At 72.9% G+C, this 22896-nt stretch carries 14 protein-coding genes; 11 read left to right on the top strand and 3 right to left on the bottom strand.

What is annotated here, in order from left to right; all coding sequences use genetic code 11:
- Positions 1–101: 101 nt before the first annotated feature.
- A complete protein-coding gene (locus ACFO60_RS21040; protein WP_380842540.1) occupies positions 102–932 on the bottom strand; it encodes an SAM-dependent methyltransferase in 831 nt (276 codons plus the stop codon).
- 447 nt (positions 933–1379) lie between these two features.
- On the opposite strand from ACFO60_RS21040, the gene ACFO60_RS21035 reads away from it, so the two are divergent.
- The 4 genes from ACFO60_RS21035 to ACFO60_RS21020 all read left to right on the top strand — a co-directional run bounded on the left by ACFO60_RS21035 (position 1380) and on the right by ACFO60_RS21020 (position 7277).
- Positions 1380–2930: a class I SAM-dependent methyltransferase gene (locus ACFO60_RS21035; RefSeq protein WP_380842538.1), complete on the top strand. Its 1551-nt coding sequence runs from the start codon at positions 1380–1382 to the stop codon at positions 2928–2930.
- A gap of 13 nt (positions 2931–2943) precedes the next feature.
- Positions 2944–4329, top strand: a complete 1386-nt coding sequence (locus ACFO60_RS21030; RefSeq protein WP_380842536.1) for an FAD-binding oxidoreductase — start codon at positions 2944–2946, stop codon at positions 4327–4329.
- A 405-nt stretch (positions 4330–4734) separates the two neighbouring features.
- Positions 4735–4947 carry a heavy-metal-associated domain-containing protein gene (locus ACFO60_RS21025; RefSeq protein WP_380842534.1) on the top strand — a complete coding sequence of 71 codons (213 nt, stop codon included), beginning with the start codon at positions 4735–4737 and terminating at the stop codon, positions 4945–4947.
- Between the two features lie 86 nt (positions 4948–5033).
- Entirely contained in the window at positions 5034–7277 is a 2244-nt protein-coding gene (locus ACFO60_RS21020) for a heavy metal translocating P-type ATPase (protein WP_380842532.1), read from the top strand.
- A 75-nt stretch (positions 7278–7352) separates the two neighbouring features.
- Here ACFO60_RS21020 and ACFO60_RS21015 read toward each other — a convergent pair whose 3' ends face one another.
- Together ACFO60_RS21015 and ACFO60_RS21010 are read right to left on the bottom strand one after the other, a co-directional pair.
- The gene (locus ACFO60_RS21015; protein ID WP_380842529.1) at positions 7353–8507 is read right to left on the bottom strand and encodes an acyl-CoA dehydrogenase family protein; all 1155 of its coding nucleotides are present in this window, start codon (positions 8505–8507) and stop codon (positions 7353–7355) included.
- Positions 8508–8607: 100 nt separating this feature from the next.
- Positions 8608–9360, bottom strand: a complete 753-nt coding sequence (locus ACFO60_RS21010) for an SDR family NAD(P)-dependent oxidoreductase (RefSeq protein ID WP_380842527.1) — start codon at positions 9358–9360, stop codon at positions 8608–8610.
- A 737-nt stretch (positions 9361–10097) separates the two neighbouring features.
- On the opposite strand from ACFO60_RS21010, the gene ACFO60_RS21005 reads away from it, so the two are divergent.
- The 7 genes from ACFO60_RS21005 to ACFO60_RS20975 all read left to right on the top strand — a co-directional run bounded on the left by ACFO60_RS21005 (position 10098) and on the right by ACFO60_RS20975 (position 22895).
- Positions 10098–11522 (top strand): NAD(P)/FAD-dependent oxidoreductase, encoded by a 1425-nt coding sequence (locus ACFO60_RS21005; RefSeq protein WP_380842524.1) that lies wholly within the window; start codon positions 10098–10100, stop codon positions 11520–11522.
- An 88-nt stretch (positions 11523–11610) separates the two neighbouring features.
- Positions 11611–15120, top strand: a complete 3510-nt coding sequence (locus ACFO60_RS21000; protein ID WP_380842521.1) for a non-ribosomal peptide synthetase — start codon at positions 11611–11613, stop codon at positions 15118–15120.
- Positions 15117–16733 carry a tyrosine 2,3-aminomutase gene (cmdF, locus tag ACFO60_RS20995; protein WP_380842519.1) on the top strand — a complete coding sequence of 539 codons (1617 nt, stop codon included), beginning with the start codon at positions 15117–15119 and terminating at the stop codon, positions 16731–16733. Before ACFO60_RS21000 ends, cmdF begins: the two co-directional genes overlap by 4 nt.
- 295 nt (positions 16734–17028) lie before the next feature.
- Positions 17029–18405 carry a condensation domain-containing protein gene (locus tag ACFO60_RS20990; RefSeq protein ID WP_380842517.1) on the top strand — a complete coding sequence of 459 codons (1377 nt, stop codon included), beginning with the start codon at positions 17029–17031 and terminating at the stop codon, positions 18403–18405.
- A gap of 165 nt (positions 18406–18570) precedes the next feature.
- Entirely contained in the window at positions 18571–18846 is a 276-nt protein-coding gene (locus ACFO60_RS20985) for a phosphopantetheine-binding protein (protein WP_380842515.1), read from the top strand.
- Positions 18847–18931: 85 nt separating this feature from the next.
- Positions 18932–19798 (top strand): phytanoyl-CoA dioxygenase family protein, encoded by an 867-nt coding sequence (locus ACFO60_RS20980; protein ID WP_380842513.1) that lies wholly within the window; start codon positions 18932–18934, stop codon positions 19796–19798.
- A 232-nt stretch (positions 19799–20030) separates the two neighbouring features.
- The gene (locus ACFO60_RS20975; RefSeq protein WP_380842510.1) at positions 20031–22895 is read left to right on the top strand and encodes a helix-turn-helix transcriptional regulator; all 2865 of its coding nucleotides are present in this window, start codon (positions 20031–20033) and stop codon (positions 22893–22895) included.
- Position 22896: the final 1 nt, after the last annotated feature.

Here is a 22896-nt window from a genome sequence, read left to right as displayed (position 1 = left end):
GGGACGGTGGCAGGTGAGCGGGTCCGGGAACACCGAAGCCCGCGCCCCCCTCCGTCGGACGGGGTACGCGGGCCGGTCGTGTCAGCGGACGGCGCGGCGGGCTACCGGCCCGGCTTGCGCGCCGAGACGATGACGTAGCCGATCTGGTCCTTGCGCGGCGCGAAGAAGCCCAGGTGGCGGCGGGAGAACTCGGCCAGGGCCTCCTCGCCGAACTTCGCGGCGATTGAGTCCCTGTGGTCCATCGCGGCCTTGATGTACTTGCTCTTCTTGCCGAACACCCGCGGGCCGCACTGGGTGTACTCCTCGACCTCGAAGCCCGCCCGCTGAGCGTGCTCGATCCACTGCGTCAGCGTCGGCAGCTCGCGCAGCTTCAGGGTGTTCATGAACCTCTTCACCCGCGCGGGCTCGGCCTCCGACTCGAGGCTGAAGTCGGAGAACGAGATGCGGCCGCCCGGGCGCAGCACCCGGAACAGCTCGCTCAGCACCCGCTCGAGGTCGGGGGCGTTCTGCAGCGACTCCAGCGCCAGGACGGCGTCGAAGGAGCCGTCGGGGTAGTCCAGGCCGGTGTAGTCGCCGTACTCGAACGTCACCCGGTCGGTCACCCCGTTGGCCACGGCCCGCTCGTTCGCCTTGTCGATCTCGAAGGAGCTCACGGTGATGCCCGTGACCTTGACGCCGTAGTTCCTGGCCAGGAAGACCGCCGTCTCGCCGGGCCCGCACCCGGCGTCGAGGACGCGCTCGCCCGGCCGCAGCCCGAGCGTCTCGGCCACCTTGCGGCTGATGCGGTGCACGGCGTCCGCCAGCGGGGCGTCGTCCTCGTTGTCGTACCAGTACCACATGTGCAGCTGGCCGTTGCGCAGCTCGTCGCCGATCGGGGAGCGTTCGTCGTAATGGGTGCCGATGGCAGCCGAGTCGATCAGTTCCCTGGTCATCAATCCCTCACTCCAGACGATGGGCGGCCGGTGGCGGACACGGAAAAGGAAGGGCCGGCCGGCGGCTCGGCGCTGTTCGTCGGCGGGACGTGTTTCCTCGCGGCCGAGAACAGACGAGGAATCGTTCTCCCAAGGCTCATGGTGACCGCGCCGGGGCCTTGACGCATCTCCACGGTTGCTGCCTGCCGCTGGTATCACGGCAGCTCGGGCGGGTCGCCGGTAAGCACGCTCGGAGAAGACTCCGGCCCGCGCCCGATGCGAAGATTTCGTGGACGGATTTCTCGCCGGACGGAGCGGTCCTGGCCGTGGACAGCGGTCATCCGGCGGTGCGCGCCAGTGCGCATCGAACAGTGCGCGGCGAAACAGCGCGCATTGTGCGCGGCCGGCGTACGCCGGCGATTCCAGCCGTGCGGCCGCCCATTCTCCCTTTCGTGAAAGGACGCGCGCATGAGTGTTTCCACCACGGGGCCCGCTGTCGCCGAACTGCTGACCGATTTCACGACCGCGGAGCCGTCGAGCCTGGAGGCGGAGTTCCAGCGGCTGGTCGCTGCGCTGTGGCACCGTGGGGAGGCGACCGGCCGTGCCCTGACGGCGGTCCCCGCACTCGTGGCCGCGCTGGACCAGGCCGGCGACGACCGCAAGGGCCATCTGGTCATCCTGCTCGGCCTGCTCGCCGAGGCCGAGTACCCGGTCGTCGGCGGCCCGCTCAACGCGGCCGTCCGCGAGGGACTGGACCGCTACCTCGACCTCCTCGCCGAGGGGCCCAAGGACCGGCCGCTGACGCTCGCCCTGCTCTACCTGCTGTCCCACTTCCCCGGCGACCGCGACCGCATTCTCGCCGCCGCGGCGCCCCTGGACCTGGACCCCGCCGATCAGAGCCGGCTGGTGCGCGGCCTGGCGTCGCTCGACCACGACGACCCCGACATCGGCCGGATGTGGCCGTCCCCGTCGGTGTGGGACCTCAGCGCGGAGGACCTGGAGTTCCACCGGCAGCAGCTCCGCGCCCTCACCACGGCGCAGATCACCACGAACTGGGAAAACGACACCCGGATGCTGTACGCCTACTCGGGTGCCATGGCGTACTGGGCCGTCCGGTACGGCATGCCGGTCGACCTCCCCCCGGCGCCCGGGACCGGCGAGGCCCCCGCCCCCGCCGGCGAGCTCGGCATCGAGACCTTCACCCAGTACGCGGACGTGCTGCGCTGCACCGGCTGCTCCGGCTCCGTCGAGTTCGACGGCGAGATCGTCCGCTGCCCGGCGTGCGCGGTCCGCTACCCGATCGCGCTGGGCATTCTGGACCTGTCCGACGGCATCAGCGAGGCCACGGCCGACCTGCCGCACGAGGCGACCGCGAACCTGCTGGCCAAGCTCGCCGAGATGCCCAGCCTCGGGGTGTACTACGAGAAGGTGCTGCGCCCGGCCTACCTGCGCATCGCGGGGGCCAACTGGGGCGGAGCGGTGACCCCGCAGGTCGAGGACGGCTACATCGCCCGGCAGATCCGCCCGGTGGACGGCCCTGTGCTGGACCTCGCGTGCGGCGCCGGTCGCTGGACCACCGTGGTCGCCGCGGCCGTCGGCCAGGAGCGCCTGGTCGGCGTCGACATGGGCCTGCCGATGCTCACCGTCATGCGCGGCAAGCTCCCGCAGGTGCCCGCGGTGCGGGGAAGCGCGCTGAACATCCCGTTCGCGGACGCCACCTTCGGCGCGGTGAACTGCTGGAACGCCCTGCAGGCGTTCCCCGACGACGCGGCGGACGCCATCGCCGAGGTCGGCCGGGTGCTCAGGCCGGGCGGCACGTTCACGCTGATGACCTTCCTGTTCGACACGGACCCGATCGCCCGCCACTACCAGGAGTCCCACTACTTCCCCAGCCGCCCCGAGGGCCAGCTGCTCTTCACGATGGACGAGCTGGAGAGCTGGCTGTCCGACGCCGGCATGTCGATCACCGACTCCTCCGGCCCGGGCACCTTCGCCTTCATCACGGCCGTCCGCGACTGAGACGGGGCCGGCGATGACCACGCTCAGCGAGCGGGAGACGGACGTCGCGCTGCCCGGCGAGGCCGCGTACGAGGCCGCGACCCGGGTGTTCAACCTGGTCGCCCCCGCGCGGCCGGCCGCGGCGGTGACGGTGCGCACCGTCGAGGACATCCGCGCCGCGCTGCGCTTCGCCGCCTCCGAGCGGATGCCGGTGCGGGTGCACACCACCGGGCACGCCTCGGCCACCGCGCGTCCCATGGACGGCTCACTGCTCGTACGGACGCTGATGGACGGCGCCGTCGAGATCGACGCCTCCCGCCGCGTGGCCCGCATCCCCGCCGGGACGCGCTGGGGCGCGGTCGTGGACGCCGCGGCCGCCTACGGGCTCACCCCGCCGCACGGCTCCTCCCCGGACGTCGGCGTCGTCGGCTACCTGCTGCGCGGCGGCATGAGCTTCTACAGCCGCAAGGTCGGCCTGGCCGTCAACAGCGTCCGCGCGGTCGAGCTGGTCACCGCCGACGGCGAGTGGCGCCGCGTGGACGCCGCCGCGGACCCGGACCTGTTCTGGGCGCTGCGCGGCGGCGGTGGCGGGTTCGGCGTCGTGACCGCCGTCGAGGTCGGCCTGTTCCCCGTGGCCAAGGTGATCACCGGCGCCGCGTTCTGGCCCGCCGCCCACGCCTCCCGGCTGCTGCGCGCCTGGCGCCGGTGGACCGAGGACGCGCCGTGGGAGGTCGCCACCTCGGCGCGGGTGATGAACCTGCCGGCGCTGCCCGACGTCCCGCCCGTCCTTTCCGCCGGGCCGGTGCTGTGCGTGGACGGCGTGGTGCTCGCCGAGTCGGAGGACGGCGTGCCCGCCGCCCGCGCGCAGGCCGAGGACCTGCTCGGGCCGCTGCGCGCCGTGGCCGACCCCGTGCTCGACACCTGGGAGCTCACCGAACCCGCCGGGGTGCTCCAGGCGCACATGGACCCCGCAGACCCGGTACCGATCGTCGGCGACCACCTGCTGCTCGGCGAGATCGGCGACGAGGGCGTGGAGGAGCTGCTGCGGGTGCTCGGCCCGGACTCCGGGTCGCCGCTGGTCGTCGCGGGGCTGCGCCAGCTCGGCGGCGCGTACGCGGTGGCCGGGCGGCCGGGCGGCGCGCTGGACCACTTCGACGCCCGGTTCGCCTACTCGGGCGCGGGGGTGCCGGGCGGCGAGCTCACCACGGAGGCGATCTTGCGGCACTGCGCCGCCGTGCGGGCCGCACTCGCCCCGTGGGACACCGGCCGCACCGCGCCCACGTTCGTGGAGCGGCTCGACCAGCCGCAGGGCCATCTGAGCGACGACGAGGTGGCCGCCGCCGACCGCGTCCGCCTGCGCGTCGACCCCGCCGGGCTGTTCCGCCACGACACCATGCCCGCCACCACGGCTCTCATCTGACGGAGGTCACCGGGCCGCCGATCGGGCGGACCCGGTGCCCGGTGGCCCCTGGTGAGCGAGCCCTTCCCCACCTGTACCGATGGTGAGTGCCGGCCCGCCGTCTCTGATCCTGCCGGGCGCCGGCAGGGGCGGACGTCGGCCGCCGGTCCGGCAGGGTGTCTACTTGGTCCCAGATCTTCCTAAGAGGTCCCTGATGGCGGCCGTGTCGCCGTGGGGTCGCGAAACCATGCGGGTATGGTCGGTAGCAGGCTGACCTGCGCTCTCCTTGTCCTCCGCGGGCGGGTCCACGAGAGGGCGGCGTCCTGCCCCGAAGTGATCCCGGCGCTCCGGAAATACGGTACAGGGGTATGGTGTTGTCGTAAGCAGGGAGCCGAATCCCGTTCATCGACGACAGGAGTGATCACGTTGACCACCACCGCGACCTACACCGTCAAGGGCATGACCTGCGGCCACTGCGTCAGCTCGGTGAAGGAGGAGGTCGGCGAGGTGCCGGGCGTCACCGGCGTCGAGGTGGACCTGCCCACCGGGCTCGTGACCGTGCAGGGCGAGGGGCCCCTCGACGGCGCCGCGATCACCGCCGCCGTGAAAGAGGCGGGCTACGAGGTGGTGAGCGCCTGACGCGCCGAAGGCGCCCCACCGCCCGCCGCCTCATCGGCCGGGCACGCTAACCGGCGCCGCGCGCCGGCCGGACGAAGGAGAGGGTCATGTCATCGGTCACCGGGCACAAGCCGCCGGCCGGCGGCTCGGTCGAGCTGTCGATCGGCGGCATGACCTGCGCGTCGTGCGCCAACCGCATCGAGCGCAAGCTCAACAAGCTCGACGGCGTCAGCGCGACGGTGAACTACGCGACCGAGAAGGCCAAGGTCGCCTTCCCTGAGGGCCTGGACGCGCGGCTCCTGATCGCCGAGGTGGAGAAGGCCGGCTACACCGCCGCGCTGCCTGCCCCGCCCGCGCCGGACGAGGGAAGCCCGTCCGAGGAGCCCGACGACCTGGCCTCGCTGCGGCGACGCCTGATCACCGCGGTGGTGCTGAGCGTGCCGGTGGTGGCGATGGCCATGATCCCGGCGCTGCAGTTCACCAACTGGCAGTGGCTGTCGCTCACCCTGGCCGCGCCGGTGGTGGTGTACGCGGGCCTGCCCTTCCACAAGGCCGCCTGGACCAATCTGCGCCACGGCGCGGCCACCATGGACACGCTGGTCTCGCTGGGCACGATCGCGGCGCTGGGCTGGTCGCTGTGGGCGCTGTTCTTCGGCACGGCGGGGATGGCGGGCATGCGGCATCCGTTCGAGCTGACGATCCAGCGCGGCGACGGCTCGGGCAACATCTACCTGGAGGCCGCGGCGGGGGTGACGGCGTTCATCCTGGCCGGCCGTTACTTCGAGGCCCGGTCCAAGCGGCGGGCGGGCGCCGCGCTGCGGGCGCTGCTGGAGCTCGGCGCCAAGGACGTCGCCGTGCTGCGCGACGGCGCCGAGGTGCGCCTGCCCAGCGACCGGCTGAGCGCCGGCGATCGTTTCGTGGTCCGGCCGGGGGAGAAGATCGCCACCGACGGCGTCGTCGAGGAGGGCTCCTCGGCGGTCGACGCCTCGATGCTGACCGGTGAGTCGGTGCCGGTGGAGGTCCGTCCCGGGGACGCGGTCACCGGCGCCACCGTCAACGCCGGGGGGCGGCTGGTCGTGCGCGCCACCCGCGTGGGGGCCGGCACCCGGCTCGCCCAGATGGCCAAGCTGGTCGAGGAGGCCCAGACCGGCAAGGCGCAGGTCCAGCGGCTGGCCGACCGCATCTCCGGCGTCTTCGTCCCCATCGTGATCGCGCTCGCCCTCGGCACGCTGGGGTTCTGGCTCGGCACGGGCGCCGGCCCGGGCGCCGCCTTCACCGCGGCGGTCGCGGTGCTGATCATCGCCTGCCCGTGCGCCCTCGGTCTGGCCACCCCCACCGCGCTGCTGGTCGGCACCGGGCGCGGCGCCCAGCTGGGCATCCTGATCAAGGGGCCCGAGGTGCTGGAGTCGACCCGTACGGTCGACACGGTCGTGCTGGACAAGACGGGCACCGTCACCGAGGGCAAGATGACCCTGGCCGAGATCCACCTGGCCGAGGGGCAGGACGAGGCCGAGGTGCTGCGGCTGGCGGGCGCGCTGGAGCACGCCTCCGAGCACCCCGTCGCCAAGGCCGTAGCCGCCGCGGCCGGGAAGGCCGGAGAGCTCGCCGCCCCGCAGGAGTTCGCCAACGTCGAAGGGCTGGGCGTCCAGGGCCTCGTGGACGGGCACGCGGTGCTGGTCGGCCGCCCCAAGCTGCTGGCCGAGTGGTCCCAGCACCTGCCGGCCGACCTGGAACGGGCCGTGCACGCCGCCGAGGCGGCCGGCCGCACCGCGGTCGCGGTCGGCTGGGACGGCCAGGCCCGCGCGGTCCTCGTCGTCGCCGACACCGTCAAGCCCACCAGCCGGGAGGCCGTCGAGCGGCTCCGGGGCCTCGGGCTGACCCCCGTGCTGCTGACCGGGGACAACACGGCCGTCGCCCGCTCGGTCGCGGCCGAGGTCGGCATCACCGAGGTCATCGCCGAGGTGCTGCCCGCCGGCAAGGTGGAGGTGGTCAGGCGCCTGCAGGCCGAGGGCCGGGTGGTGGCCATGGTCGGCGACGGCGTGAACGACGCCGCCGCGCTCGCCCAGGCCGATCTCGGCCTGGCCATGGGCACCGGCACCGACGCCGCCATCGAGGCGTCCGACCTGACCCTGGTCCGCGGCGACCTGCGGGTGGCGGCCGACGCCATCAGGCTCTCGCGCAGGACGCTGGCCACGATCAAGGGCAACCTGTTCTGGGCCTTCGCCTACAACGTCGCGGCCCTGCCCCTGGCCGCCGCCGGCCTGCTCAACCCGATGATCGCCGGGGCCGCCATGGCCTTCTCCTCGGTCTTCGTCGTCACCAACAGCCTGCGGCTGCGCCGCTTCCGCTGACCGCCGCAGCCTCGCACCGCACCCGTCCACGGTGACGCAGGGGGTGCTCGCGGCGGGAGGCCGCTCAGGGAGCGGTCAGGAGAGGCCGAGGTGACGGGCGATGAGCATGCGCTGGACCTCGCTGGTGCCCTCGCCGATCTCCAGGATCTTGGCGTCGCGGTAGAAGCGCCCGACCGGGAAGTCGTTCATGAAGCCGTAGCCGCCGAAGATCTGCGTCGCCTCGCGCGAGTTGTCCATCGCGGCGTTCGAGGCCACCAGCTTGGCGATCGAGGCCTCCTTCTTGAACGGCTCGCCGCGCAGGAGCTTGGAGGCGGCCTGGTAGTAGGCGAGCCGGGCGGTGTGCGTGCGCGCCTCCATGTCGGCGATCTTGAACTGGATCGCCTGGTACTCGCCGATCTTGCGGCCGAACGCCTCGCGCTCGCGGACGTACCTGACGCACTCGTCCACGCATCCCTGGGCGAGCCCGACGCTGACCGCGGAGAGGGCCAGCCGGCTCTCGTCCAGGATCGACAGGAACTGCGCGTAGCCGCGGCCGCGCTCGCCGACCAGGTTCTCCACGGGCACGCGGCAGTCGGCGAAGGCCAGCTCGTGGGTGTCGGAGGCGCACCAGCCGACCTTGGAGTACTTCGGCGCCACCGTGAAGCCGGGCGTCCCGGAGGGCACGATGATCGCCGAGATCTCCTTGCGGCCGCCCTCCTTGGTCCCGGTCACCGCCGTGACGGTGACCAGCCGCGTGATGTCGGTGCCCGAGTTGGTGATGAACGACTTGCTGCCGTCGATCACCCAGTGGTCGCCGTCCACCTTGGCCCGCGTGCGCGTGGCCCCGGCGTCGGTGCCGCCGTCCGGCTCGGTGAGGCCGAACGCGGCCAGCGCCTCGCCGGCGCACAGGGAGGGCAGCCACCGCTCCTTCTGCTCGCGCGTGCCGAAGCGGTAGATCGGCATCGCGCCCAGCGAGACCCCGGCGGACAGGGCGATCGCCACCGAGGAGTCGACCCGGGCCAGTTCCTCCAGGGCCAGGCACAGGGCGAGGTAGTCGCCGCCGCCTCCGCCGTACTCCTCGGAGAAGGGCAGGCCGAACAGTCCCATCCGGCCCATCTTGGCGACCAGGGCGTAGGGGAACTCCTCACGCTGGTAGAACCCCCCGATGACCGGGGCGACCTCCTCGTGGGCGAACTCCTCGACCGTCTTGCGCAGGGCTTCGTACTCTTCGTCCAACCGGAAGTCGATCAATGGTCCTCCTCGTTCGGTGCCGCGGCGGCGAGGGCGGTGAAAAGGGCCGGGAGCGGGCCGCCCGGGCGGGGGGAGCCCGAGCGGCCTGCTCCCGGCCCGGTCAGAGGGGGACGGAGGTGGTCAGGCCGCCGTCGACGACGAGCTCCTGACCGGTGATGTAGGAGGCCCGCGAGGAGAGCAGGTAGTAGGCGGCGTCGGCGACGTCGGCCGCCGCGCCGAGCCGGCCGAGCGCCACGTGGCTGCGGCACTCCTCCTGCGCCTCTTCGGTGGTGGAGATGGACTCGAACATCTCCGTCACGATGTAGCCGGGGCTGATGGCGTTCACCCGGATGCCGCGGACGCCGAGGTCGGGCGCCAGCGTGCGGGCCAGGTTGACGACGGCGGCCTTGGTGGCGGCGTAGACCGACGTGAAGGCCAGTCCGCGGTGGGTGAGCCACGAGCCGTTGATCACCACCGAGCCGCCGTCCCGCAGCAGCGGAAGCGACTTCTGGATGGTGAAGTAGACGCCCTTGAAGTTGACGCCGACCAGGGCGTCGAAGTCGTCCTCCGTGACGTCGCCGCTGCGGGCGAACCCGGCGACCCCGGCGTTGGCGAAGACGCCGTCCAGGCCGTCGAAGCGTTCCCGGACGCGCGAGATCAGCCGGTCGAGATCGCCGGTGCTGGAGACGTCGGCGGGGACGGCCAGGACGCGGTCACCCGCGTCGAGGTCCTTGACCGCGGCCTCCAGGCGGTCCTCGCCGCGTCCGGCGAGCACCACGCTGGCTCCCGCCTCGACGAGCCGTCGTGCGGTGGCGAGGCCCATGCCGCTGCCGCCACCGGTGATCAATACCGTCTTGCCTGTGAACTCGGCCATGCGGTCAGGGTCACATCCGGCCGCCTTCCCGCACATCTCCGGAATTGCGCTTCTCGATGGGTCGGGGCCGCTCCCGGCCGGTTTTTCGCGAGCGCAATGGAAAGACGAATAAGGCGGGCGCCCCGTCACTGGGCAATTCACCGGTGACCGGCTTTTCTCCGAGAACTCCGCTCTCCGGCGAGGAGTCCAGCACAGCATTTCCAGAGATGCGACGCCGCGCGATCGGGCGTGACGATGTAGCGGTGCTGACCGGCGGGTGGACCCCTTTCCCCGCCGCAGGGTCAAGGAAGGAGCCTGCCGTGCCTCGTACCCGTGGCTAGCATCGCTATCGGCATGCCGTCACGAGCCGGGCGGAATCCGCTCCGCCATCGCCGGGCGGAATCAGCTCCGGGCCGTGCGCCCATTCCCGGCCTGCGGATCGGCTCCGGATTCCCGCGGCCGGGGCGACACCAGAACGTTCTTCGACTCCCACCCCGGGCCGTTGTCCCACCCGCCGGACGCCGGGCCGGCGACGGCGCCGGCGTGTTCGCCGGGTGCTCGTTTCCGGACGCGGTCTCCACTCACGGCGGATTCATCGCGAGCCGGAAAACGGCGCGACGACTTTTCACGGCCGGAAGGCCGGGTTCGCGGCCGGTGCGAAACGGCGTGGGTTGTCACCAGGCAGGAACGGCCGGCGCATCACCGGCCGGCCGACAGCCGTACAAACGATGCCGGATCAAATACGGAAATACGAGGAGATGACCACGATGGGCAACGACGCCAATACCCGCGCGGTGGTGCTCGGCGGCAGCCTTGGGGGACTGTTCGCGGCCAGAGTGCTCGCCGACGCCTACGACGAGGTCGTCGTAGTCGACCGCGACCACCTGGTCGACGTGAAGGACGCCCGGCGCGGCTGCCCGCAGGGACGCCACATCAGCGGCCTGCTCACCCGCGGCCAGCGCGCCATCGAGAGCATGTACCCCGGGATCACCGAAGAGCTGTTCGCCGACGGCGTGCCCAAGGGCGACCTGGCCGGCACGGTGCGCTGGTACGTCCGCGGCAAGCGGCTCAAGCAGCAGGCCGCCGACATGCTCTGCGTGGGCGCGAGCCGCCCGATGCTGGAGTACCACGTCCGCCGGCGGACGCAGGCGCTGGGCAACGTCAGCTTCCTCGAGCGGCACGACATCCTCGGCCTGGAGGCCACTCCCGACCGCCGCAAGATCGTCGGCGTGCGGGTGCAGAACCTCGACGGCGGCACGGGCGTCGAGGTCGTCGAGGCCGACCTCGTCGTCGACGCCAGCGGCCGCGGCTCCCGCACTCCCATCTGGCTGGAGGACCTCGGATACCCCCGGGTCAAGGAAGACCGCAAGAAGATCGGCCTGGGCTACGTCACCCAGCACTACAAGCTGAACAACGACCCCTACAAGGGCGACCTGTCGATCAACGGCGTGGCCTACCCCGCCTCCCCGCGCGGCATCCTGTTCGCCAAGACCGACGGCGACCGGGCCGAGATGACGACCTACGGCATCCTCGGCGACCACCCGCCCACCGACCAGGAAGGGCTGTTCGAGTTCATCCGCTCGCTCGGCATCCCGGAGATCTACGACGCGATCGTCAAGGCCGACCCGCTCGAGGACCCGGTGCGGTTCAGCTTCCCGACGACTCTGCGCCGCCGCTACGAGGACATGGACCGCTTCCCCGACGGCCTGCTCGTCGTCGGCGACGCCGTCACCACGTTCAACCCCGTCTACGCGGGCGGGATGACCGTCGCCGCACTGTCGGCCCTCACCATCCGCGAGCACCTGCACAGCGGCGCGACCCCGCAGCCGCTGGACTACTTCCGCGACCTCGCGCGCAACGTCATCGACCCGCCGTGGCAGATGACGCACAACGTCGACCTCGGCTTCCCCGGCGTGGAGGGCGAGCGCCCGCTGAGCCTGAAGCTGGAGCAGGCGTTCATGGCGCTGGTGCAGACCGCCGCCTCCCGCGACAGCCGGGTCACCGCCGGGTACATGCGGGTCGCCGGCCAGGTGGAGCACCCGAAGACGCTCATGAAGCCGAAGTTCCTGCTGCGTGTGCTGCTGGCCGTGGTCGGCCTGTCGAAGACGGCCGGACCGCTGATCACCACCCGGGAGATCGCGAAGGCGCCGGGAGCCGGCAAGCGCAAGGTCACGACCTCCTGAAGGAACGGCGTCCCGCCACAGGGACGACGCGATGGGACCGGCCGCCGGGGAGCACGCGCGCGGCGGCCGAACCTCGAAGGGAACACGAGTGACTGAGGCATCTCCCGACCTTGGGCCGGGCGCCCGGCGGGCGGTGACGTCCCGCTCGCAGGACGGGGCGTGGTACCTCGACATGCTGGCCCCCGGTTCTCCGGCGCACCACGTGCACCGCGCGTACCGGGTGACCGGCGACCTGCACCTCGTGGCGCTGGAGGCGGCCTGGCGGGAGATGGCCGCCCGGCACGACATCCTCAGGACGACCCTGGTGGAACACGACGGCAGGCCGTTCCAGGAGATCGCCCCGCACCCCTCGGCGACCCTGACCTTCACCGACCTGACGTCCCCGCCCCCGGCCGGCGAGGCCGCGGGGCTGCGCTGGTGCGCCGAGCAGGTCGCCGCGCCGTTCGACCTCGCCGCCGGGCCGCTCGCCAGGCTCGCGGTCGCCCGGCTGGCGCCGCAGGAGCACGTGCTGGCGATCGTGCTGCACCGGGCGGTGGCGGACGACCGGTCCGTGACCCTGCTGGCCGGGGAGATCTCGGCCTGCTACGCCGCCGTGGTGGCCGGCCGCGGGCCGGGCGAGGCGCTGCCCGCGCCCGCACCCCAGTACGCCGACCTCGCGCGACGGCAGCGGGAGCGGGAGGCAACCCCCGAGTTCCGCCGCCTGCGCGACCGGTGGACCGCCGCGACCCTCACCTCGGCCGCCGAGCCGCCGGCGTCGCCGGTGCTGCCCGTGGACCACGCGCGCCCCTCGGGGCCGTCCCCCCACGGCGACCTCGTCCCCTTCGACTGGGGCCGGGACACGGCACGCGACCTCGCCGCGCTCGCCCGGGCGGAGGACACGACGCCGGCGGCCGTGCTGCTCGCCGCGGCGCAGTGCCTGCTCGGCCGGTACGGACGCGACGAGCGCCCCCTGATCGCCGTCACGGCGGACGTGCGCCCGGCGGGCTTCGAGCGGGTCGTCGGCCCCTGCGCCAACCTGCTGGTCCTGCGCGGCGACCTGACCGCCGGCCCCTCCTCCCGCGAGGTCCTGCGCGGCGACCTGACCGCCGCCCCCTCCTCCCGCGAGGTCCTGCGCGGTGACCTGACCGCCGGTCCCTCGTTCCGCGAGGTCCTGCGCCGGGCGGCGCGGCTGACCCGGGAGGCGCACGAGCACCGTGAGCTGCCGTTCGACGAGCTGGTACGGGCCGTCGACCCCGAGCGGGACCCCCACCGCGTCCCCTTGGCCGACGTGATGCTCGTCCCGCGCGACCTGCCGGAGTCCGAGCTGGTGCTCGCGGGCACGGCCGTCCGGGCGCTGCACGTCGGCGGCGGTTCGGCCAGGACCGATCTGGCGCTGGTCGTGGACCGCGTCTCGCCGACGGTCGAGGGCTGCCTGGAGTACCGCGAGAGCCTGTTCGACCGGGAGTCCGCGCGGCTGCTGCTCGGCCAGCTCCGCACGCTGCTGACCGCCGCCCTGCGCGAGCCGGACCTTCCCGCCGGCGCGCTCCCTCTTGAGGACCCCGCCCGGCTCGACGCGGCGGTGCGCGACGCCGACCTGATCGCGGCCGCGGCTCCCGTCCACGCCGTTCACGAGCTGGTCCACCTGAGAGCGCGGAGCCGTCCAGGCGACGTGGCGGTGGCCTGGGACGGCGCCGAGGTCTCCTACCGGGAGATCGAGGATCTCGCCGCGCCGCTCACCGCCGCCCTCCGGGCGGAAGGCGGGGTGGAAGGGCTGCCGGTGGCCGTGCGCGTGCCGCAGGGCCCGCGACAGGTCGCGGCGCTGCTCGGCGTGCTCGACGCCGGCGCGTACCTGGTGTGCCTCGGCACGGGCGACACCGGCGAGCGGGGCAAGGCGATGCTCGCCGACCTCGCCCCGGCCCGCCTGGTGCTGGACGGCGGAACGGCCGACGACGAGCTGGCCGGCTGGTACCGGCGCGAACTGGACGGCCACGTCGTCGACCTGGCCACCCTGACACCGGGGGAGGGCGAGGGCACGGACGCCGCGGCGGCGGGGCACGGCGGCGAGCGGCTCGCCTACGTGGCCTACACCTCCGGGTCGACCGGCAGGCCGAAGGGCATCCCGCAGTCGCACGCGGCGCTGGCGCAGTTCGTCACCTGGTTCGCCGCGGAGTTCGGCATCGGCCCCGGTTCGCGGGTCGCGCAGTGGGCCGCGCCCGGGTACGACGCGAGCCTGGTCGAGATCTTCGCGGCGCTCGCCGCCGGCGCCACGCTGTGCCCCGTCCCCGACCGGACCCGGGCGAACCCCGACAGGATGGCCGGCTGGCTGGCGGCGGAGCGCGTCACGCACTTCCAGACCGTGCCGAGCTTCGCCCGGCAGCTCCTCACCGCCATCGGAGTCCACGGAGTCCACGGAGTCAACGCAGTCCACGCAGACCGCGGGCACGGAGGGCACGGAGATCACCGAGGGCAGGGAGACGACGGAGGGCGCGGGCTGCTCGGCGGGCTGGGGCATCTGCTGCTGGCCGGGGAGCCGCTGGCGGGGGAGACGGTCAACGCGGTGCGCGCCACGCTGCCGTGGGTGCGCCTGGTCAACCTTTACGGCCCCACCGAGACGATCCTCGCCACCTGGCACGAGATCACCGGCCCGGTGCACGGCGTGGCGCCGATCGGGCGGTCCATACCCGGACGGCAGGTCCTCGTGCTGGACGACCTGGACCGGCCGTGCCCGGCGGGGGTCACCGGCCAGATCGTCATCCGCGGGCCTTACGTCACCCCCGGGTACGTCGGCGCCGCCTCCGGCGAGCGCGGGCCGTTCCGGCCGCTCGCCGGCTTCGACCCGGCCTGCCGCGGTTACCGGACCGGCGACCTCGGCCGCAGGCGGTGGGACGGGACCCTTGAGTTCGCCGGGCGCGGAGACTTCCAGGTGAAGTTCAACGGCGTCCGCCTGGAGCTCACCGACGTCGAGGCCGCGCTGGCCGCCCACCCTTCCGTGGCCGGATGCGCCGTCGTCGCGGTGCCCGGCCGCGACGGCCTGGTCGCCCGCCTCGTCGGCTACGTCGTCCCCCGCACAACGCCGTCCGCGGGGCCGGCGGCGCCGCCGGACGACGCCGCAGCGGGCACAAGCGGCGAGTCCGCGGCCACCGTGCCGGGCGGCTCGCAGGCGGGCGTGGCGGGCGTGGCGGGCGTGGCGGGTGGGCCGGAGGTCTGGCGGGCGGCGCTCCGGCTGCGGTTCGGCAAGGCGATGCCGCCGGTGTCGTTCAAGACCCTGGACGCGCTCCCGCGCAACGCCGGCGGGAAGGTGGACCGGAACGCGCTCCCGCGTCCCGCCCCCTTCACGGCCCGACCCGCGGGGCCGCCGCGCGGCCCTCTTCTCGACCAGGTGGCCGGCGTCTGGTCCGAGCTGCTCGGCTGCGGGCGCGTCGAGGCGGACACGACCTTCTTCGCGGCCGGCGGGCATTCCCTGCTGATCCCCCAATTGCTCGATCGGATTCGCGGGCGTTTCGGAACGGCGGTCTCACCGGCGCGATTCTTCGCCGACCCGACGCCGGCCGGCCTGGCCGCTCTTATCGAGGCGCAAGCCGTACCGAAAGTAGCTGTTACCCAAACCATGATGGGGTGAGAAACGTGACTCTGGTGGAAACCGAACTGTCCGTTGATTTCGACGGCGAGAGCCTGGAAATCGCCGACGTCCGGCGGGTGGCCGAGGATTGGGCGACGGTCACCGTCGCCCCCGCGACCCTGGCCAGGGCCGCCACCAGCCGGCGCATGTTCGAGGACACGATCCGGCAGGGCATTCCCGTCTACGGCGTGACCACCGGCTACGGCGAGATGATCTACATGCTGGTCGACACCTCCAAGGAGGTGGAACTCCAGACCAACCTGGTGCGCAGCCACAGCGCCGGCGTCGGACCGCTGTTCGCCGAGGACGAGGCGAGGGCGATCCTCTCCGCGCGGCTGAACGCCCTGGCCCGCGGCTACTCCGCCGTGCGGCCGGAGCTGCTGGAGCGCCTGGCGCTCTACCTCAACCTCGGCATCACCCCGGCCATCCCGGAGATCGGCTCGCTCGGCGCGAGCGGAGACCTCGCGACCCTCGCGCACATCGCCACCACGCTGATCGGCGAGGGGTACGTGCTGCGCGAGGGCAAGCGCGTGGAGACGGGGACGGTCCTGCGCGAGCAGGGCATCGAGCCGCTGCAGCTGCGGTTCAAAGAAGGCCTGTCGATGATCAACGGCACCTCCGGCATGACCGGGCTGGGATCGCTGGTCGTCGGCCGCGCCATCGAGCAGGTGCGCCAGGCGGAGATCGTCACGGCGCTGGTGGTCGAGACGCTCCGCGGGTCGACCAGCCCGTTCCTCGCCGAGGGCCACGACCTCGCCCGTCCCCACCAGGGACAGATGGACAACGCCGCCAACATGCGGGCGTTGATCAAGGGGAGTGGCCTCACCCTGGAGCACGCCGAGCTGCGGCGGCAGGCGCAGGAGCAGCGCGCGGGCAACGGCGTCGACCGCACCGAGGTCTACATCCAGAAGGCCTACACGCTGCGCGCCATCCCGCAGGTCGTCGGCGCGATCCGCGACAGCCTGTACTACGCCGCCGAGAAGCTGCGCATCGAGCTGAACTCCTCCAACGACAACCCCCTGTTCTTCGAGGGCGTGGAGGAGATCTTCCACGGCGCCAACTTCCACGGCCAGCCGATCGCGTTCGCGATGGACTACGTGACCATCGCGCTCACCCAGCTGGGCGTGTTCTCCGAGCGCCGCACCAACCGGCTGCTCAACCGTCACCTCAGCGACGGGCTGCCGGAGTTCCTGGTGAAGGGCGACCCCGGCCTGAACAGCGGGTTCGCCGGCGCCCAGTACCCGGCGACGGCGCTGGTGGCCGAGAACAGGACCATCGGCCCCGCCAGCACCCAGAGCGTCCCGTCCAACGGCGACAACCAGGACGTCGTCAGCATGGGCCTCATCGCGGCGCGCAACGCCCGCAGGGTGCTGTCCAACAACAACCGCATCCTGGCCGTGGAGTTCCTCGCCGCGGCCCAGGCGGTGGACGTGTCGGGCAGGTACGACGAGCTCAGCCCGGCGGGCAAGGCGACCTACGGCGCGGTGCGCTCGCTGGTGCCGACCCTGGACGCCGACCGGTTCATGTCCGACGACATCGAGCTGGTGGCCGCCGCGGTGTCTCGCGGGGAGTTCCTCGCGGCCCCCGCGAGCGTGAACGTCGAACTGCGCTGAGCGCGCCGCGTGCGAGCGGGGCCGTCGCGCCGCTCGCACGCGCGTTCGCGACGCACGACGGCGGGCGGACCCCCGCCCGCCGGGCGGCGTGAGCACGGCGACGGACCGGAAGACAGCAATACAGAAGAACAGCGACCCGTCCCGGGGTGGATAGAGTTTATCGATATGGCCGCGCGACCATTCTCCTCCCCGGGCCGGGCGGTCCGATGAAGCCCCTTGCGCATTCCGGAATTCCGCGCGAGCCCGTCGGCGCCGGCGTTCACCCGCGCAGACCCGAAGGAGGAACTGGAGCATCATGACGATTTCTGTGGCGCCGCACGCGCCGGCCGGCACGGGGGATCGGATTCCGCTCTCCTTCAATCAGGAATTCCTCTGCAATTTCGACAAGGGCGACGAGGAGGGGCCGTTCGGGCCCAAGTACAACATCGTCTGCGGCTGGCGGCTGACCGGCGTCGTGGACGTCGTGACGCTCCAGGACGCCCTGGACGACGTGGTGACGCGTCACGAGTCGCTGCGCACGCTGATCGTCCGGACCGCCGAGACCAGGTACCAGGAGGTCCTCCCGGCGACCCCGGCCGCGCTGCTGGTGCACGACTTCACCGGCGTCGCCCCCGACGCGCGCGAACTGCGCGCCGAGAAGCTGCTCATCGAGCTGGAGGCCGGCGCGTACGGCATCGGGGAGCTGCCCCTGCTGCGGGCCGTCCTCGGCCGGTTCGACGACGACGACGCCGTGCTCGTGCTGATCGCCCACCACACCGCGGCCGACGAGTGGTCCATGCGCCTGATCATGCGCGACCTGGTCGCCTGCTACGCGCTGCGCGACGGCCACCCGGCCGAGCTGCCCGAGGTCTGCCAGTACGGGGACTACGCGCGCTGGGAGCAGGAGAGCGCCGCCGGCGCCACGTCGGCGCGCAAGCGGGCGTTCTGGCGCGACAAGCTGCGCGACGCGCGCATCCTCGCCACGCCCACCGACCACCCCCGCTCGGCGGGCCTGCCCAAGGCCACCGCCTGGCACCGCTTCTGGATCCCCGCCGAGCTGACCTCCGGGGTGTTCGAGATCGGCCGGAGCATGCGCAGCTCGCCGTTCATGGTGCTGCTCGCGGCCTACACCACGCTGCTGCGCAACATGACGGGCGTCACCGACGTCGTCGTCCCGACCTTCACCTCCGGGCGGGCACAGCCGCGCTTCATGGACACGGTCGGGTCCTTCTTCAACTTCGTCCCGCTCCGCATCGACCTGGACGGGTGCGACACCTTCCGCGAGGTCGTCGAGCGCACCCGGGCCACCTGCATCTCGGCGTACTCCAACGACATCCCGTTCGCCCAGGTGCTGGAAGAGGCGCCGGAGCTGATGCTCCCCTCGATCGCCGACGACCGCGCCGTGTGCGCCTTCCAGGTCTTCCGCTCGCCGCTCGCGGGCGAGGCCGAGTCGGCGGGCGGCATCGCCTACGCGGAGATCCGCCGGCGGCTGCTGTCCCAGCCCGTGGGCGGGGACATCCCGGACGGCGCGATGTGGCACCTGGAGATCGACTCCTCGGGCGACATCGTCGGGACCCTCGGCTTCAACAGCAACCTGTTCGACAAGAGCACGATCACCCGCATGGCGGCGGAGTTCCACCAGGTGCTGGCCGACGCGGTCACCGCCCCCGACGCCCCGCTGCGGTGGAGGTGACCACCCGTGGACGCGCCCGCCCACCGGCGCGGCCGTCCGTGAAAGGGATCCGCCGAGGACCCGAAAGACCGAGGACCTGACCGACCGAGGACCTGACCGACCAGCAAGCAGAGCCCGTCGAGCGATCGAGAGGGCTTGCCGGGCAAGCAAGCGAGAGGACATCCAATGAGCACCGAGGGCACCGGGAAGTACACCGTCGCGGAGATCGAGAAGAAGGTCGAGGACATCTGGAGGTCCGTCCTGCAGGTGCCGGAGGGCCACGAGACCGAGACCTTCTTCGAGCTGAACGGCGAGTCCATGGCGGCCAACCGCCTCGTGTCGCGCGTCGAGGGAGAACTCGGCATCTTCATCGAGGTCGGCGACATCTTCGAGGAAGACCCGAACCTGTCCGGTTTCGTCCGCAGCGTCGTCGCGAAGGCCGGCGACCCCACGCGGGTGTGACCTCTGTGGGCCGGTCATCGGCGACGCCCGCGCGCGGCCTGCGCGCGGGCGCGAGGACAAATCTCATCAGGAAAGGTGGTCTGCGATGGCGGGCCTGACCCGGGTGCGACCCGATGCCGACCTCGGTGAGGTCGTCGAGATCCTGGAGCGCGACGGCGGGGTGATCGTCGAGGACTTCGTCGACGACGCCACGCTCGCGGCGCTGTGGGACGATTTCGGGCCGGCCCTCGACGCGTGCGAGTACAGCCAGGACTGGTACAACGGCAAGCGCACCCGCCGCGTGTCGTCGCTGTTCGCGCGCTCCGCGCACCTGACCCCCGTGGTCACCCAGCGCCTCTACCTGGGGGCCGCGCGGGAGATCATGCAAAAGCCGGTGCCGATGTGGGTCGGCAAGTCCCGGGTCGAGATGACCCCGACGATCCAGATCAGCGGCACCCAGCTCATCCAGCTGCACTCCGGGCAGGGCAAGCAGCCCCTGCACCGGGACGACGCGCTGCACCTGCGCCGCCACCCCGGCCCCACCAGCCGCGTGCAGCTCATGCTCGCCATGAGCGAGTTCACCGCGGCCAACGGCGGCACCATGGTGATCCCCGGAAGCCACCACTGGGACGACGAGCGCGCCCCCGAGGCCTCCGAGGCGTTCTCCACCGAGATGCCCGCCGGGTCCGGCCTGATCTGGCTGGGCGGCGTCTACCACGGCGGCGGCCGCAACGACACCGACACCCCGCGCACCGGGCTGACCATCGCGCTGGACCTGGGCAACCTGCGCCAGGAGGAGAACCAGTACCTCGCGGTCCCCAAGGAGGCCGTGCTGGCCTACCCGGAGGAGGTGCGGCGCCTGCTCGGGTACGACCGGTGCCCGCCCGGGCTCGGCTGGTACGAGATGGAGGACCCGTACCTCGTCCTCGAAGACGTCGCCCCCGGCGTCCCCCTCACCCCCGCCCAGGTTTGACCTCTGTCACCCAGCCGAACCCCGGCGCCCCCCGAGACCGGCGAAGGTCCCCACCTCCGCCGGTCTTTCCATGCCCACAGGACCCGGCTCCATGGCATCGCGAGGTCGGTGACCCGAGGTCGCCTGGTCCGTCCGGTGTGCCGGAACGGCCGCGTATTCCCAACCGGCGATCACCCGACTAGGCTGGGCGTCTCTGCTGTCTGCACTCACCGGACCGGATGTTCAGGGCGGGATGGCCAACAGGGCGACATACGGCAGGCCGATCGGCCGCGACGCTGAGCTCGGCCTCCTCGCGAGCGCCGTGTCGGGCGCGGCGGACGGGGCGCTGCGGGCCGTGGCGGTGCGTGGCGACCCGGGGATGGGCAAGACCCGTCTGCTCGCCGAACTGGCCGATCTGGCCCGGGCCCGCGGATTCGCCGTCCATCACGGTCAGGCGACCGAGTTCGAACGTGACGTGCCGTTCGGCGTCTACATCGCCGCGTTCGAACCCCAGCCGGGTGATCCGAGCCGGGACGCGCAGGGCGCGCTGACCGAGCTGCTGCTGGACGCCACCGGGCCGTCCGAGGCCCGGCGGGCGGGGCTCGACCGCTACCGGCTCTTCCAGCGCGCGCGCCGGCTCATCGAGGACCAGGGGGCGGCCGGTCCGGTCGCCATCGTGCTCGACGACCTGCACTGGGCCGATCGGTCGTCCGTGGAGCTGACCGAATATCTGCTGCGCCGCCCGCCGCGGGCGCCGTTGCTGCTCGCCACCGCGTACCGCGCGGCCCAGGTGCCCGCGGGCATCGCCCGGGCCCTCGCCCAGCTCGGCGACGCGACCGCCCACATCAGCCTCGCTCCGCTGGGCGAGGCCGACGTGGCGGCGCTGCTGCCGGAGGCGGACCGCGGCCGGCGACGACTGCTGTACCGCACCACTCACGGCAACCCGCTCTACCTCCAGGTGCTCGCCGACGCGGGCGTGGAGACGCTGACCGCCCTCGCGGAGGCCGGGGACACGGCGACCGGCGCACCCGAACGGGCGCTGCTCGAGGTGCTCAGCACCGAACTGACCGCCCTGACGCCGGACGTCCGGCAGGTGGCCTGCGCGGCGGCCGTGGCCGGCGAACCGATCTCCCTGGACCTCGTCGCGTCCATCACCGAACTGCCCGAGGCCGCCCTCGATCATGCCGTCGACCATCTGGTCGGCGTGGGCATGGTGGTCGAGGCCGACGCCTCCCTCCGGTTCCGTCACCCCCTGGTCCGGGCCGCGGCGTACTGGATGGCCGGCGCCGCCTGGCGGTCGCGCGCGCACGACCGGGCGGCGGAGCATCTGCGGACCAACGGCGGCCCGCTGCAACTACTGGCCCACCACACCGCGCGATCGGCGAGACACGGCGACGTGCAGGCGGTGCGCACGCTGGAGGCCGCCGCCGCGGCGGCCCTGGACGCCGCTCCGTCCACCGCCGTCCGGCTGTTGCGCACGGCGATCCGGTTGCTGCCGGACGAGGCGGACCTGGCCTCATGGCGCATCCAGCTGCAGTGGGCACTGGGCCGCGCGCTGGGGGTGACCGGCGATCTGGCGGGCAGCCGGCAGATCCTGCAGGAGGTGATACGGGCGCCGGGGCCGCTGCGCATCGCGGCGGTGAGCTTCTCCTCGATGATCTATCGCCTGCTCGGCGACTTCGACGAGGCGAAAGCACTTCTCACCACCGAGCTGACCCGGCCGTACGCGCGCGACCGTTCGACCAGCCTGGCCCGGCTCGGGCTGGCCGCGGTCGAGCTGATGGGACGGGAGCCGGGGAAGGCCCGGCTCGCGGCCGCCGACGCGATCCGGTCCCTGAGAGACGCCGACGACGAGGCGCTGGAGGCGGCCGCCCGCACCATCCAGGCGCTGGCCGCTCTGCGCGACGGCCACGTGGCCCAGAGCCTGAGCGAGACCGGCCGGGCGGCGTGGCTGACGGACGCCATGACCGACGACGTGCTCGCGCCGCACCTTGAGCTGATCGCGCCGCTGGCCTGGGTCGAGCTCCACCTGCGGCGCTACGACGACGCGTCGCGGCATCTGCGCCGCGGGCTGGACATCGCCTACCGTGCCGGGCGTAGCCACAGCGTGCCGTACCTGCTCATCGTCCTGTCCGCGCTGAACGAGCGGCAGGGCCGGCTGTCCGAGGCGGTGACCGCGGCCGAGGAGGCCCGCGAGGCGTCCCGGCTGATCCACAGCCGGGAGACCCTGGCCATGTCCAGCATCCTGCTGCTGCGCCCGCTGCTGTGGCGGGACGGACCGCGGGCCGCCCTGGAACACGCCGAACGGATCTCTGGGACCCTGCCCCGGTCGGGCTGGTGGTCGGGGCTGGCGCGGCTCGACCTCGCGCTCGTCCACGCCGAGGCCGGACGGCCCGACCGCGCTCTCGCCGCGCTGACCGGGGAGGACCCGGCCGACGAACTGACCGGGACGTACTGCCTGGCCCTGCGGGCGGTGACCACGGCGGCCGCCGGTGCCCGGTCCGAGGCCGACTCGCTCGCCGAGAACGCCGTCCTCCTGGCGACGCGGTCGGGTCTGCCCCATCAGCTGGGGTTCGCGCATCGGGCGCGGGCGAAGGTGCTCATGCTTTCCGGGCGGCCGAAGGAGGCGGTCGTGCACGCGGCACGGGGCGCCGACCATTTCGCCGCCGCCGGCGCGCCGGTCGAGGAGGGGCTCGCGCGGCAGCTCGCCGCGGAGTTGCACGCCGCTCTCGGCTCGGTGGTGACGGTACGGAACGAGATAGGCCGGGCCAAGTCCCTGTACGCGGCCGCCGGGGCGGCCTGGCTGTCCGCCGCGCTGGCGCGTGACGAGCGCCGGCTGGCGGCCCAGGCGCCCCGGGGACGGCGGCGACCGGCCGGTCCGCTCTCCGCGCTCACCACCCGGGAAAGGCAGATCGCCGACCTCGCGGTGGGCGGGCTGACGAATCAGCAGATCGCGGAGCGGCTGTACCTGAGCCCCAAGACGGTGGAGGCCCACCTCTCCCGCACCTTCGCCAAGCTCGGCGTCCAGTCGCGCGTCACCCTCACCCAGCACCTGGCCGCGGACGCGCAGAGCCGGGACGGCCGGGCGGCCGCCGGCCCGGACGCCGGGTCGATGTAGG

Source organism: Sphaerisporangium dianthi, assembly GCF_042654065.1.
In the GTDB taxonomy this organism is placed as follows: domain Bacteria; phylum Actinomycetota; class Actinomycetes; order Streptosporangiales; family Streptosporangiaceae; genus Sphaerisporangium; species Sphaerisporangium dianthi.
This window is presented reverse-complemented; position numbering and strand designations above follow the sequence as displayed.

Excerpts from the sequence above, each read along its gene's own strand:
- ACFO60_RS21040 (WP_380842540.1), bottom strand. The coding sequence starts at position 932 with ATGACCAGGGAACTGATCGACTCGGCTGCCATCGGCACCCATTACGAC.
- ACFO60_RS21035 (WP_380842538.1), top strand. The coding sequence starts at position 1,380 with ATGAGTGTTTCCACCACGGGGCCCGCTGTCGCCGAACTGCTGACCGAT.
- ACFO60_RS21030 (WP_380842536.1), top strand. The coding sequence starts at position 2,944 with ATGACCACGCTCAGCGAGCGGGAGACGGACGTCGCGCTGCCCGGCGAG.
- ACFO60_RS21020 (WP_380842532.1), top strand. The coding sequence starts at position 5,034 with ATGTCATCGGTCACCGGGCACAAGCCGCCGGCCGGCGGCTCGGTCGAG.
- ACFO60_RS21010 (WP_380842527.1), bottom strand. The coding sequence starts at position 9,360 with ATGGCCGAGTTCACAGGCAAGACGGTATTGATCACCGGTGGCGGCAGC.
- ACFO60_RS21005 (WP_380842524.1), top strand. The coding sequence starts at position 10,098 with ATGACCACGATGGGCAACGACGCCAATACCCGCGCGGTGGTGCTCGGC.
- ACFO60_RS20990 (WP_380842517.1), top strand. The coding sequence starts at position 17,029 with ATGACGATTTCTGTGGCGCCGCACGCGCCGGCCGGCACGGGGGATCGG.
- ACFO60_RS20985 (WP_380842515.1), top strand. The coding sequence starts at position 18,571 with ATGAGCACCGAGGGCACCGGGAAGTACACCGTCGCGGAGATCGAGAAG.
- ACFO60_RS20980 (WP_380842513.1), top strand. The coding sequence starts at position 18,932 with ATGGCGGGCCTGACCCGGGTGCGACCCGATGCCGACCTCGGTGAGGTC.
- ACFO60_RS20975 (WP_380842510.1), top strand. The coding sequence starts at position 20,031 with ATGGCCAACAGGGCGACATACGGCAGGCCGATCGGCCGCGACGCTGAG.